A 12,888-nucleotide genomic window follows, 5' to 3' on the forward strand; every position below is an offset into this window, starting at 1 on the left:
AAGTACGATCGTTCGTATTCATCGAATCGGAGCATCATGAATCCCGCACTCCGCCTGCCGGCAGCAGCCGTCCGCACCGCCGGAGCGATCTCTCCGCACGCGGGCGCCGCCGTCGCGATGCCGTTCTTCGCGCATGTCGCAAAACCCCGCCCGGTGCACGCCGATGACGCGCCCACCATGTCGCTCGCACGCCGACGCCGCGTGCGCATCCCCGGAATCGGCCGGCGCGGCGTCGACGTGGTGGTCTACGAATGGGGGAGCGGCCCCCGGACCGTCGTGCTCTCGCACGGGTGGCTCGGGCGGGCGAGCCAGTTCTCGGCGCTGGTGCGTGAACTGGTCGCCGAGGGGTACCGTGTCGTCTCGTTCGACGGCCCGGCCCACGGCGACTCGGACGGCCGGCACATGTACCTCGTCGACTGGCTCGACGTCTTCGCCGAGCTGCAGCAGCGGCATGGCCGCTTCGACGCGATCGTCGGCCACTCGTTCGGCGGGCTCGCGGCGCTCGTCGGCGTCGCCGGAGGAGTGGATGCCGCCCGCGTCGTCACGATCTCGACACTGGCCGACGCGGACGAGCTGCTGCGGCAGTTCCAGCGCCGGCTGGGGCTGTCCGACGCCGTGACGGCGCGGCTGCGGGAGCGTTTCGCCGCTCGGTACTTCGCGGGCGATCCCGACCCGTTCGCCTGGCTGTCGGCGGTTCGGCGACCGCTGCCCGCCGAGATGCCGCTGCTGGCGCTTCACGACGAGGGGGACCGGTATGTGTCGTTCGGCGAGTCCGAGCGGGTCGTATCGGCGAACCCCGGCGCGCGGCTCGTGCCGACACTCGGCCTCGGCCACAACCGCATCCTGGCCGCCGATGGGGTGCTCGACGCCGTGGTGGAGTTCGTGACCGCGGACGCCGCTCACGTGGCACGCGCACCGCTCCCCGGCGCGAGTGCCCCCGCCGGCCACCGCGGCGCTCGAGTGGCGCAGGTTGCCGGTTCCCGGGCGTGAGGCGGCACTCTGCGCCACATGAACGGCCGGGAGCCGGCGAGTAGCGCGGTTCCGGTGGCGATGGTGGCTGCTACACGAGGCCGGTGATCACCATGTGCGCCACTCGAACGCTCACGCCTGCGGACCTGAGGCACAATCGGAGGGTGCTGATCCGGTCTGCCAAGGAAGTGCTCACGACCGGCGGCGTGATCGCGTCGGTGGTTGCGGCACTCGCCGGCGCGGGGATGCTGTGGCTCGTCGCGGTGATGGTCGTGCAGACGGTCCATGACGGCACGGGCCTGTTCGAGATGGTCGGCATCGCGCGCCCCACGCCGCTGTGGCTGGGGATCATCGCCCTCTGCCTGCTCTCGTACGCGGGCGTCGCCTTCATCGTCGACGGCATCGGCTACCTCATCCGTGCCGCCCGGGGCGAGCTGCCACGCCCCGCGGGCGACCTCCGTGCCCGCCGGGAGCACGCGCGTCGCAAGGCGTCGCGGCATCAGCGGCAGGTGTGGGCGCGGTCTGCCGAGGCGAACCGGCAGCGCGACGCCGGCGAGTAGCGCACCGGAGCCGACCGCCCGTCGTGCCTCAGAAGAGCCGCGTGGATGCCTCGTCCGCCGCGCTCCGAACCCCCGGGCCCGCGGCACGCAAGCCCGCCGCGGCACGACCTCGCGAGGTTGTGATGATGGGCGGCGCCGCCCTGGCGTCGGCGCGGGACGCGAGACCGGCGACCGGACCCCCGCGTACGGTGTCGTCTTCGGCGTGCCCGTCGAGCCCGTGCACGCGCAGCAGCGGCCGCACCCGCTTCGCCAGCCATGATCGGTAGGCCTTGGGGGCGGTCGCGGTCGCACCGGGGTACAGGCCCCGGTATGACGAGACGAGCTCGGGATGCCGCTCCGCCAGCCACTGCAGGAACCACTGCTTCGCGCCGGGGCGCAGGTGCAGCGCGCCGTACACGACCCGTACTGCGCCGGCGGCCTTGATGCGGGTGAGCGCGTGGTCGATCGCGGCGATCGAGTCGGTGAGGTGGGGGATGATCGGCATCAGGAACACCGTCACGCGGAACCCTGCCTCGGTCGCCGCCCGCACCGTCTCGAGCCGGGCCGTCGCGTTGGGCGTGCCGGGCTCGATGAGGTGCTGCAGCTCGTCGTCGAACACGGCGATCGACATCGCGAGCGACACGTGCACCTCGCGGGCAGCCTCCTGCAGCAGCGGCAGGTCGCGCCGGAGCAGCGTGCCCTTGGTCAGGATCGAGAACGGCGTGCCCGACTCGGTGAGGGCCGACACGATGCCCGGCATGAGCTTGTAGCGCCCCTCGGCCCGCTGGTACGGGTCGGTGTTCGTGCCGAGCATGACAGGTTCGTGCTGCCAGCTGCCGCGCCGCAGCTCTCGGCCGAGCACCTCGGCCACGTTGACCTTGACGACCACCTGCGTGTCGAAGTCCCGCCCCGCGTCGAGCTCCAGGTACTCGTGCGTCCCGCGAGCGAAACAGTATACACACGCATGAGAGCAGCCCCGGTACGGATTCACGGTCCAGTCGAACGGCATCGCGGACGCGCTCGGCACGTGGTTGAGGGCGGACTTGCACAGCACCTCGTGGAACGTCACCCCGGCGAACTCGGGTGTCGTGACCGACCGCACCAGACCGTTGAGCTGCTCCATGCCGGGCAGGGCGGCCGCATCCGCCACGCCCAGTTCCTGCCCCTGCCACCGCATGCATCCATGAGAACAAAGCTTCGAACTTAAGTCAAGAGTGGCGCCGACAGAATAGAACACCGCGCGGAGGGATGCTGTGCGCCTGGCCAAATCCTGCCGTCGCGGCCAGAATGGCAGACGTGACGGAGCCTGGCGGGCTCGCCACCCCCCGAGCCGCCCCCGAGACTCGTCGCGCCGCCCGAGCGATGCGCGAAGAGGCCGAGCGGCGTGCCCGCGCGAGCACGCACCCTGTCGGCGAGGACGCTGTCCGCCGGGCCTCGCTCGACGCGGATCGGCTGACCGCCGAGGTCCCGATGCCGTCGCCGACCGACACCGTGCCGCTGTTCACCGTCGACACCGCGCCGGTGCTGACGGTCGGCCCGATGCCGATGGCCGACACCGGGCCGCCGGCATCCCTTGCTCCGCCGGGCGCCCCCGCAGCGCCGGCCCTCCCGCAGACCGTCGCCCCCGCAGTGCCGATCACCCCGACGTCGGCCGACGACGCACCGTCCCCCGTGCTCGGCGATCTCGTGACCGAGGTCGTGACCCCGGCGCGCCATGTGCGACCCCGCCGGATGACACGACGCATCGCCCTGGTGGCGGGCCTCGCGACCGGTGCGGCGCTGCTGCTCGGCTCGTCGGCCGCAGTGACCGCGATCATGGCGCCGCCGACCGAGCAGGCCGACACCGCGGCCGCCCTGTCGGTCGCGCCGCCCGTCGTCGAGCAGCTGCCGGTGCCCGATGTCGAGCAGTCGCCGCCGGCTGCCGACCTGTGCACGCTCTCGACGTTCGCGAGCGCGCTGCAGGCGGGCGACGACGAGGGCGCGGTGATCGCCGCCGGCGGGGGCGAGGCGTTCCGCGCCGCGGTCGTGGACGGGCGTGCGCCGTGCGTGGACCTCAGCGATTCGTCGCGCATCTGGACCGTGCTCGACAAGCACCGCCCGGCCAACCCGCTCGAGTACCGGCCGAACAGCCTCGTGCTGCCGGACGGGGTGCGCAACATCGAGGGCGGCGCACTGCGCGCCGACGCCGCCGGTGCGCTCTCGGCGCTCGTGACGGCGGCGCGCGATGCCGGCGTCGGCGAGATCGCGCTGGAGAGCGGGTTCCGTTCGTACCAGACCCAGCAGGTGACGTACGGGCGCCACTTCGCCGAGCGCGGCGAACGTGCCGACCTGGTGAGCGCGCGGCCCGGGTACAGCGAGCATCAGCTGGGCCTCAGCGCCGACGTCGTGGCGTGCGCGGGGAGCTGCACGAGCCTCGACGGTCTCGCGGCCTCGCCCCAGGGCCAGTGGGTGGCGGCCCACGCGTGGGAGCACGGCTGGATCGTGCGCTACGTCGAGGGGGCGACGCCGGTCACGGGCTACACGCCCGAGCCGTGGCACCTGCGATACGTGGGGCCCGAGCTCGCCAAGGCGTACCACGACGGCGGCTGGACCTCGCTCGAGGAGTTCTTCGGGCTCGAGGCCGCGCCGGCCTACCTCGGCTGACCGCTCACGTCGTGTGCGGGACGCCGCCCACCTGCATCCCCGGGTGGTCGCGCTCGAGCGAAACGCCCTCTAGGTCGACGTTGGGGATGACGCGGTCGAGCCAGCGCGGCAGCCACCATGCCGAGCGGCCGAGCAGGTGCATCAGGGCCGGCATGAGCAGCATCCGCACGACGAACGCGTCCAACAGCACGCCGAACGCGAGCCCGAAGCCGATCGACCGGATCATCGTGGACTGCGAGAAGATGAACCCGCCGAAGACCGAGACCATGATGAACGCGGCCGCGGTCACCACCGACCGGCCGGCGCGGAACCCCTGCGCGACGGCCAGCTTCGCCGACGATCCGTGGACGTAGGCCTCCCGCATGCCGGACGCCAGGAAGAGCTGGTAGTCCATGGCGAGTCCGAAGAGGATGCCGACCAGGATGACCGGCAGGAAGCTCAGGATGGGACCCGTGCTGTCCAGCCCGATCAGCGACGCGCCCCAGCCGTACTGGAACACGCCGACGATGAGCCCGTAGGTCGCGAACAGCGACAGCACGAAGCCGCCGGTCGCGATGATCGGCACGAGGAGCGAGCGGAACACCATCACCATGATGAGGAACGACAGGCCGACCACCACGAGCAGATAGATCGGCAGCGCATCGCTGAGGGCCTGCGAGATGTCGATGTTGCTCGCCGCCTGACCGGCGACGCCCAGGGTGAGGTCGCCGTCGACGGGCGGCAGGGCGCGGATGTCCTGCACCAGCTGCTCGGTCGACTCGCTGTTGGGGCCCTCCTCGGGCACCACCTGGAAGGCGAGGAGCGTGCCGTCGTCGGAGGTCGCGATCGGTGCGACCGCCGCGACGTCGTCGAGGTCAGCGAGCTGCTGCGCGACCGCGACCTGGGTCGCGACGAGGTCGTCGTCGCTGATCGGATCGGATGCCGTCGCCGTGACGAGCAGCGGGCCGTTCGCGCCGGCGCCGAACTCCTCCTCGATGATCTGGAAAGCCTGGTAGCTGGTCGATCCGGCCGGCTCGCTCCCGCCGTCGGGGAGTCCGAGCCGCATCGACAGAGACGGGATGGCGATGACCAGCAGCGCGACGACCGTGCCGAGCACCGTGAGGATCGCGCGGAGGTTCGACATCGGCTTGATCTGCTGGGGCGCCTTCGCCGGTGCGGTCTCCACGCCGATCGCGGCCTGCTTGCGACGCGACAGCAGTCGCATGCCCAAGAGCCCAAGGATGGCCGGAGCCAGGCTGATCGCGACGAGCACGGCCACCGCGACGCACACCGCGCCGACGGTTCCCATGAGGCCCAGGAACGGGATGCCCGTGACGTTGAGCGCGAGCAGTGCGACGATCACCGTCGAGCCGGCGAAGACGACCGCCGTGCCGGAGGTGCCCGTCGCCAGCCCGATCGACTCGCCCACCGGAACCCCGCGGAGCAGCTGTTTGCGGTGCCGGTAGACGATGAACAGCGAGTAGTCGATGCCGACCGCGAGCCCGAGCATGACGCCGAGGACCGGGGTGATCGACGCCATGTCGACGATCCCCGAGAACGACAGCGAGGCGGTGACGCCGACGCCGATGCCGACGAGCGCCGTGACGATCGGAAGAGCCGCCGCCAGCAGCGACCCGAGCGTGACGATCAGCACGACCGCGGCGAAGACGAGACCGATCGCCTCGCCGATGCCGAAGAGCTCCGGCACGCCCTGCGCGAGCTCTGAGCCGAAGTACACCGAGACGCCGTCGATGGGCTCGGACTCGAAGTGGTCGATCGTGGTCTGCTTGGCCTCTTCGGGCAGCTCCAGCCGGGTCTCGTCGAACGTGACGTTGACGATCGCGGTCGAGCCGTCCTCCGACACCACGCCGATGCCATCCGACAGATCGAGAAGCGTCGTGCCCAGCTCGACCTGCTCGGCCTGGTCTTCGAGTTCGGCGCGGGAGTCGTCGATCGTGGTCTGCTGCGTCTGCAGCGCCGCGGTCTGCGCGTCCAGCTGCGCCTGCTGCTGGTCGAGCGCGGCGAGCTGCTGCGGGCCGGCGCCGATGGCCTCGGCCTGCGCACGCGCCGCGTCGAGCTGGGCCTGTCCGGCATCGAGCTGCGCCTGCCCGGCGTCCAGCTGCGCCTGCCCGGCGTCCAGCTGCGACCGACCGTCCGTGATCTGCGTCTGGGCGTCGGCGAGCTGTTGCGCCCCGTCCGCCTGCTGCTGCTGCGCATCGAACGGGTCGATGACCGCGGCGATGTCATCGAGGTCCTCTGCGCCGGCCGCGGCATCCGAGATCGCTTGCTTCTGCTCGTCCGTGAAGGGTGCGCCATCGTCCGTCTGATAGACGACGGATGCCGTCATCCCGGCGCTGTCGGGCAGTTCCTGGGTGAGCTCGTCCACGACGGCACCCGAAGCGGTGCCCGGGATGTCGAAGCTGTTGCTGAGCGACCCGCCGAACGCGAGGAAGGCGCCGACCGAAACCCCCAGGATCACCACCCACGCGACGATCACCTGCCACGCGCGGCGAGCGGCGAACGATCCCAGGCGATAGAGCAGTGCAGCCATCGAGTTTGTCTCCTCACGACGCGTTTGATCATACGGACCGTCTCGTCTACTTTCTGGGAGTTAACTGGACGCATGAACGAGCATCGAACGGGTCCCGTCCGCAGCGCCGCGGCGCGGGAGGCGATCCTCACCGCTACGGCGACGATCTTCCAGCGCCAGGGGTACGACCAGCTGACGATCGAGGGGATCGCGAAGGAAGCAGGCGTCGGCAAGCAGACCATCTACCGCTGGTGGAACTCTCGGGGCGCGCTCATCGCGGACTGCCTCACCGAGGGACGCCTCTTCCCGGTCGACCTCGCCGCTCCGCACACCGGCGACCTCGTGGCCGACGTCGACGCGTGGACGGCCCGGGTGCTCTCTATCCTCGCGTCGCACAACGGCGAGTCGCTCCTGCGCTCGCTGGTCGCCGCCGCGGCGGAGGACGCCGAGGTCGGCGACCACCTCAGCGCGAGCCTCGGCGTCGACCGACAGCTCACCGAGCGGCTCCAGGTCGGCGTCGATGAGGGTCAGCTGCCGGCGGACGCGCCCGTCGATCAGCTCGGCCAGGCGATCATGGGCGCCATCGTCCTGCAGGTGCTGTCACGCCGGAGCGACTACAGCGGACCGCTCCGGCAGCTCGTGCGCTTCATCCTCGGCGGCCGTTCCGATTGAAACTGAGTACCATCGAGGGTGAGATGCGATGCCAACGCGTGCATCGTCCAGGGCTCGAGGACGAGAGAGGAAGGCGCACATGGAGCGCGACATCTACGACGAGGACCACGAGGCGTTCCGCGACGTCGTCAAGGAGTTCATCAAGCGCTACGGATCCGAAGAGAAGCGCAAGCAGTGGGACGCCGACGGTGAGATCGACCGCGCGACCATGCTCGCGGCGGGCGAGGCCGGCATCATCGGCCTGAGCGTGCCCGAGGAGTTCGGCGGCGCCGGCATGCTGCAGGACTACCGCTTCCGTGCCATCGTGCTCGAAGAGACCATCGGTGCGGGCCTCGGCTCGCTCGCCGGCGCGCTGGGCATCCAGGACGACCTCGCGGTGCCGTACATCGTGCACATGGGCACGCAGGAGCAGAAGGAGAAGTGGCTCCCCGGCATGGCGACCGGCGAGATCCTCGGCGCCCTCGCGATGACCGAGCCGGGTGCGGGCTCCGACCTCCGCGGCATCAAGACGACGGCCAAGAAGGTCGACGGCGGCTACATCGTCAACGGCGCGAAGACGTTCATCTCGTCGGGCAAGACCGCCGACATCGTCGTGACGTTCGTCAAGACCGGTGAGGGCAACCGCCCCGATGCCTTCAGCCTGCTGATCCTCGAGAACGGCATGGAGGGCTTCGACCACGGCAAGAAGCTCGAGAAGATGGGCTTCCACGGCTGGGACACCGCCGAGCTCTCGTTCACCGACGTGTTCGTGCCCGACGCCAACCTCATCGGCGGCAAGGAGGGCCTCGGCTTCATCCAGCTCATGATGAACCTTCCACTGGAGCGCCTGTCGATCGGTGTGGCCGCCGCGGCCGCCTGCGAGGCCGCGTTCCACTGGACGCGCGACTACGTCCTCAGCCGCGAGGCGTTCGGCGAGCGGATCGCCGACTTCCAGAACACCCGCTTCAAGCTCGCCGACATGGCGACGACGGTCGACGTGACGTGGGTCTACAACGACCGCGCCATGATGCTCTACAAGGACCAGAAGCTGACGGCCGAAGAGGCCGCCAAGGTCAAGTTCTGGTCGACGGACCGCGAGGCCGAGGTGCTCGACATCGGCGTTCAGCTGCACGGCGGCTACGGCTACATCACCGAGTACCCGATCGCGCGCGCGTACCTCGACGCCCGCGTGCACCGCATCTACGGCGGCACGAACGAGATCATGCGCGACATCGTGTCGCGTCAGATCGTCGGCAAGCGCTGACCTCACGAAGGGTGGATGCCGCCACCCGGCGCCCCGCGGGGGCCCGGGCGGCGGCATCCGTTCTTCGTGTCAGTGCTGTCCGGCGGGGCCGCTGCCGCGCCCGAGGCCGCGCCCGGCGAGGCCCCGGCGGCGTGCGAGCTTTGCGACGCCGGCCTTGCGAAGGCGGTCGGCGATGACGATGCCGAGCGCGGTGCCGCCGACGCAGCTCGCGACCGACAGCACGAAGAAGCCGATCTGGGCGCCGATGGTCATCGACGCGAGGTCGAACGACACCGCGGCGAGGATCGGGTACAGCACGCCCACGACGGCCGCGCCCGCGTAGTACTGCCACGTGCGCCAGCTGCGGTACGCGGCGAGCAGGAACGGCAGCTCGGCGAAGAACGCCCACCACAGGTTCGTCGCGAGGTAAGGGAAGACCACGAGCCCCGAGATGAGCCCGACCAGCAGGCCGGCGAGCGGGCGCTCGATGAGGCGCAGCGCGACCACGGCGGGCATGAGCCACAGGCCCGCGAGACCCACCGAGATGAACGGCACGACGGCGAACAGCAGCGTCGACAGCGCGGTCGCGCCCCACAGCATGACGCCGCCCGCGACGCCGATCGCCGCGCACGTCAGCAGGTACGCGGTGGTCGCCCGGCTCACGAGTGCGCCTCGGCGGTCGCGCGCTGGGACTTGGGGGCGGGCGAGGCGGCGCCGACGCGCCAGTAGCCGATGAAGCTCACGTGGTCCTTCGAGATGCCGCGCTCGCCGACGAGGTGGCGACGGCCGTCGGTCGCGAGCGCCTGCTCGCCCACGACGTAGGCGTGGAACGGGGATGCCGGCAGCGCTGCCTGCTGCAGTGCCGCGAGTGCGAGCGTGCCGGGCTTGATCTCGCCTTCGCGCACGACGAAGCGCACTGTGACGCCCGCCGGGTGCGCGAACTCGAGCGCGTCCTCGGCCGAGGGCACCTCGACGATCGCGAGGCCGGACGCGTCGGACGGAAGCGAAGCGCAGATGCCGGCGATCGCCGGCAGACCGGTCTCGTCCGACACCAGCACGATGCGGTCGGTGCCGCGCGCGGGGTTGAACGACAGCCCCTCGTCGATCACGACGACGCTCTCGCCCGCCTGACACGCCTGCGCCCACCGCGAAGCGGGACCGGCGGTGCCGTCGTGCGCCGAGCCGTGGACCACGAAGTCCACGTCGAGCTCGGCGCCCGCCGTCGCGGTGGCAGGACGGAACGCGCGCACCGTGTAGTTGCGCATGACCGGGCGCATGCCGTCGGGGATGCGCAGGTACTTCAGATATCCGAACACCTTGTTCGGCTTGGCGGGGATGCGCTCCAGGCCCGCGTCGCCGCCGAGCGGCAGGAAGATGCGGAACCACTGGTCGTAGCCCATCGGGTGGAACCTGTCGATCTCGCCGCCGCCGAGGGTCACCCGGATCCAGTGGGGCGAGAGCTGCCGGGTGCGCAGCACCGTGAGGTGCACGAGACCGGGTGTCTCGGGCTTGACGAGGCGAGGGGCCGGGGCCATCAGGATGCTCCGTTTCGGTCGAAGGTCGAGCGGGTGCGCGTCACGCGAGCCCCCACGGGAAGAGCGCGGCGAACAGTACGGCCGAGACAGCCCAGAACGCCACGACGAAGACGGTGTCGCGCACGCGCCACGGCACGAGGTGCCGCTCGGTGCGGTCGGGGTGTGCGCCGAAGGCGCGCGAGTCCATGGCCAGCGCCACGCGCTCGGCGTGCCGGATCGCGCCGGCCAGGAGCGGCACGATGTACCCGAACCAGCGCGCCACGGCGGCGAACGGACCCCGCCCGCCGTGGGCGCCCCGCACGCGGTGCGCCTGGCGGATGACGTCGAGCTCGTGCCCGAAGCGCGGCACGAAGCGGAACGCCGCCAGCGCCGTGTACCCGATCCGGTACGGCACGCGCAGCTGCTGCACGCTCGCGCGCACCAGGTCGGGCCCCGTGGTCGACAGGCCGGCGATGAGCGTCAGTGCGACGATCGAGGCCAGTCGGAGGCCCGTCGCGAAGCCGACCGCGAGGGCTCCGCCGTACATCGTCCAGCCGCCGAGCTGCCACACCACGACCGACTGGTCTACGCGCGCCGCGTCGGTCCACAGCGCGAAGCCGAAGCCGATGACCAGCGTGCTGAGCGGCACTGCGAGCAGCAGCACCGCCGCCAGGCGCCGCGTGAAGTTGACCCCCACCAGCAGCACGAGATACGCCAGCAGCAGGAACGCGGCCGGGGTGGCGGCATCCCGCACGAACACCAGCAGCACCATCGCCGGGAGCGGCCCCGCGAGCTTGGCCAGCGAATTCAGCCCGTACAGGAAGCGGACCGGGGATGCCGCGACCCGCCCCGCGTAGGGGTCGACCGGGCTGTTCACGGCCGTGGCCGCGGTGAGGGGTCCCGCGTCGGTCATGCCGCACCTCCCGCGGGCGCCTGGACGGCGTCGGGCAGGTCGGCGAGGCGCGTGACGCGCGAGAGCCCGGGATGCCGCACCACGCCCCGCAGCGCGCGCCGCAGCGGCGGCGGGCGCAGGCCGGCGCGGCGGATCAGCTCGTCGTCGGCGAACACGTCGGCGGTGGGGCCTTCGGTGAGGACGCGGCCGTCGGCCAGTACGACAGTGCGGTCGGCGTGGTCGGTGACCAGCTGCATGTCGTGCGTCACCACGACGATCGTGGTGCCCTCGGCATTGAGCTCCGACAGCAGCGACAGCAGCTCGTCGGCGCGGGCCCGGTCCTGCCCGAACGTCGGCTCGTCGAGCACGAGCACCGGGGCTCCCGCGACGAGCGCGGTGCCGACCGACAGGCGGCGCTTCTGCCCGCCCGACAGCAGGAACGGGTGGCTCTCGGCCTTGGCCGTGAGCCCGAATCGGTCCAGCAGCGCCTCGGTGCGCGCGCGGACCTCGTCCTCGCCGAGGCGCTGCAGTCGCAGCCCGTGCGCGATCTCGTCGAACACGGTGTGCGCGATGAACTGGTGCTCGGGGTTCTGGAACACGAAGCCGATGCGCGAGCTCAGTGTGCGCGCGTCGGCGCGTCCGACGTCGAGCCCGTCCACGTGCACCGTGCCCTTGGGAGGTGCGACGACGCCCGCGAGCGCCTGGATGAGCGAGGTCTTGCCGGCGCCGTTCGCGCCGACGACGGCGACGAACCTCCCGCGCGGCACGTCGAGGTCGATACCGTGCAGCACCTCGCTGCGTCCGCGCCGCAGGGTGAGGTCGCGCACGGTGATGAGCGGGTCGGGCGCGGTCTCGCGCCCGCTGTGCCGGGCCTCGTGGGCCGATCCGGACATCGGAGTCTCTCGCGTTCTCCGGAGGCTCGGGCCGGCGGCATCCGGAAACGGCGCGATCGTCCGATCTCCGGATGCCGGCGAGCGGGGTGCGACCGACGGCCCGGCCTCCGCCTCCAGCGACGCGTGCAGCTCGGCGGGCGTCAACGGCAGGGGGTCGAGCGCGAAGCCGGCGCGGCGCAGTCGCAGCGCGGCGATCGCCGACACCGGCAGCCACACGCCCATCGCGTGCAGCTCGGCGGCGCGGTCGCGCAGCACGTCGTCGACGGTGCCGTCGGCGGCGAGGCGGCCGTCCTGGTCGAGCACGACGACACGGTCGACGAAGCCGACGGCCGCGTCGAGGTTGTGCTCGACGAGCAGGATCGCGCGATCGCCCGCCGTGACCAGCTCGGCGAGGGCGGCGTAGACGTCCTCGATGCCGGCGGGGTCGAGGTTGGCGGTCGGCTCGTCGAGCACCAGCAGCGGCGAGCCCATCGCCAGGGCGCAGGCGATCGCGAGGCGCTGGCGTCCGCCGCCCGACAGCCGGTCGGGGTTCTCGGCGCGACGCTCCCACAGGCCCACGCGGCGCAGCGCGGCCTCGGCGCGCTCCAGCACCTCGGGCACCGGCATCCGCAGATTCTCGGGGCCGAAGGCCACCTCGTCGAGGAGCGTGCCGGTGACCAGCTGCGCGTCGGGATCCTGGAAGACCATTCCGACCCGCGTGCTCAGCTCGGCGACCGGCGTCGTCTGGGTGTCGAGCCCGTCGACCTGCACCGAGCCGGTCACGGTCGCGGGCACCGACTGCGGCAGCAGGCCGTTGAGGGTCAGCGTGAGCGTCGACTTGCCCGAGCCGCTCGGACCGAGCAGCAGCACGACCTCGCCGGGAGCGATGTCGAACGACACGTCGGCGGGGGCCGGGACCGCCTCGCCGTCGTGGGTGACGCCGAGCGCGCGCACCTGCAGCAGCGGCACGACAGCAGGCACGGGCATCCGATCGACGGAGGGAACTTAGGCTTTCCTAACCTACCCTCACCGCTCGGTGCCCACCAATCAGAATCG

General features: G+C 71.5%; 11 protein-coding genes. 5 read left to right on the forward strand and 6 right to left on the reverse strand.

Features of this window, described 5'->3' with window-relative positions:
- Positions 1-36 precede the first annotated feature (36 nt).
- Both ABEA46_RS10695 and ABEA46_RS10700 read left to right on the forward strand, forming a co-directional pair.
- Positions 37-990: an alpha/beta fold hydrolase gene (locus ABEA46_RS10695; protein ID WP_345544530.1), complete on the forward strand. Its 954-nt coding sequence runs from the start codon at positions 37-39 to the stop codon at positions 988-990.
- Positions 991-1,133: 143 nt separating this feature from the next.
- Positions 1,134-1,529 (forward strand): hypothetical protein, encoded by a 396-nt coding sequence (locus tag ABEA46_RS10700; RefSeq protein ID WP_345544531.1) that lies wholly within the window; start codon positions 1,134-1,136, stop codon positions 1,527-1,529.
- A gap of 28 nt (positions 1,530-1,557) precedes the next feature.
- On the opposite strand, the gene ABEA46_RS10705 is transcribed toward ABEA46_RS10700, so the two are convergent.
- On the reverse strand, positions 1,558-2,685 hold the full coding sequence (locus ABEA46_RS10705) for an Rv2578c family radical SAM protein (RefSeq protein ID WP_345544532.1): 1,128 nt from the start codon (positions 2,683-2,685) through the stop codon (positions 1,558-1,560).
- Between the two features lie 119 nt (positions 2,686-2,804).
- Here ABEA46_RS10705 and ABEA46_RS10710 point away from each other — a divergent pair, with 119 nt between their 5' ends.
- Positions 2,805-4,151, forward strand: a complete 1,347-nt coding sequence (locus ABEA46_RS10710; protein WP_345544533.1) for a M15 family metallopeptidase — start codon at positions 2,805-2,807, stop codon at positions 4,149-4,151.
- Between the two features lie 4 nt (positions 4,152-4,155).
- Here the strand turns inward: ABEA46_RS10710 and ABEA46_RS10715 are convergent, their stop codons facing one another.
- Positions 4,156-6,681 carry an MMPL family transporter gene (locus tag ABEA46_RS10715; protein ID WP_345544534.1) on the reverse strand — a complete coding sequence of 842 codons (2,526 nt, stop codon included), beginning with the start codon at positions 6,679-6,681 and terminating at the stop codon, positions 4,156-4,158.
- Positions 6,682-6,753: 72 nt separating this feature from the next.
- On the opposite strand from ABEA46_RS10715, the gene ABEA46_RS10720 reads away from it, so the two are divergent.
- Positions 6,754-7,332 carry a TetR/AcrR family transcriptional regulator gene (locus ABEA46_RS10720; RefSeq protein ID WP_345544535.1) on the forward strand — a complete coding sequence of 193 codons (579 nt, stop codon included), beginning with the start codon at positions 6,754-6,756 and terminating at the stop codon, positions 7,330-7,332.
- Positions 7,333-7,411: 79 nt separating this feature from the next.
- Positions 7,412-8,575 (forward strand): acyl-CoA dehydrogenase family protein, encoded by a 1,164-nt coding sequence (locus ABEA46_RS10725; protein ID WP_345544536.1) that lies wholly within the window; start codon positions 7,412-7,414, stop codon positions 8,573-8,575.
- Between the two features lie 69 nt (positions 8,576-8,644).
- On the opposite strand, the gene ABEA46_RS10730 is transcribed toward ABEA46_RS10725, so the two are convergent.
- Genes ABEA46_RS10730 through ABEA46_RS10745 form a run of 4 tightly spaced genes read right to left on the reverse strand, consistent with a single transcriptional unit; the run spans position 8,645 to position 12,819 of the window.
- Positions 8,645-9,217, reverse strand: a complete 573-nt coding sequence (locus ABEA46_RS10730; RefSeq protein WP_345544537.1) for an ECF transporter S component — start codon at positions 9,215-9,217, stop codon at positions 8,645-8,647.
- Entirely contained in the window at positions 9,214-10,089 is an 876-nt protein-coding gene (locus ABEA46_RS10735) for a siderophore-interacting protein (protein ID WP_345544538.1), read from the reverse strand. Before ABEA46_RS10735 ends, ABEA46_RS10730 begins: the two co-directional genes overlap by 4 nt.
- Before the next feature lie 40 nt (positions 10,090-10,129).
- Positions 10,130-10,981: an energy-coupling factor transporter transmembrane component T gene (locus ABEA46_RS10740; protein ID WP_345544539.1), complete on the reverse strand. Its 852-nt coding sequence runs from the start codon at positions 10,979-10,981 to the stop codon at positions 10,130-10,132.
- Positions 10,978-12,819: an ABC transporter ATP-binding protein gene (locus ABEA46_RS10745; RefSeq protein ID WP_345544540.1), complete on the reverse strand. Its 1,842-nt coding sequence runs from the start codon at positions 12,817-12,819 to the stop codon at positions 10,978-10,980. The genes ABEA46_RS10740 and ABEA46_RS10745 overlap by 4 nt, the downstream gene beginning before the upstream one ends.
- Positions 12,820-12,888 lie beyond the last annotated feature (69 nt).

The organism is Microbacterium jejuense (genome assembly GCF_039544225.1).
Lineage (GTDB): Bacteria > Actinomycetota > Actinomycetes > Actinomycetales > Microbacteriaceae > Microbacterium > Microbacterium jejuense.

Coding starts and splice junctions, on each gene's coding strand:
- ABEA46_RS10725 (WP_345544536.1), top strand. CDS start 7,412: ATGGAGCGCGACATCTACGACGAGGACCACGAGGCGTTCCGCGACGTC.
- ABEA46_RS10695 (WP_345544530.1), top strand. CDS start 37: ATGAATCCCGCACTCCGCCTGCCGGCAGCAGCCGTCCGCACCGCCGGA.
- ABEA46_RS10745 (WP_345544540.1), bottom strand. CDS start 12,819: ATGCCCGTGCCTGCTGTCGTGCCGCTGCTGCAGGTGCGCGCGCTCGGC.
- ABEA46_RS10715 (WP_345544534.1), bottom strand. CDS start 6,681: ATGGCTGCACTGCTCTATCGCCTGGGATCGTTCGCCGCTCGCCGCGCG.
- ABEA46_RS10740 (WP_345544539.1), bottom strand. CDS start 10,981: ATGACCGACGCGGGACCCCTCACCGCGGCCACGGCCGTGAACAGCCCG.
- ABEA46_RS10720 (WP_345544535.1), top strand. CDS start 6,754: ATGAACGAGCATCGAACGGGTCCCGTCCGCAGCGCCGCGGCGCGGGAG.
- ABEA46_RS10705 (WP_345544532.1), bottom strand. CDS start 2,685: ATGCGGTGGCAGGGGCAGGAACTGGGCGTGGCGGATGCGGCCGCCCTG.
- ABEA46_RS10735 (WP_345544538.1), bottom strand. CDS start 10,089: ATGGCCCCGGCCCCTCGCCTCGTCAAGCCCGAGACACCCGGTCTCGTG.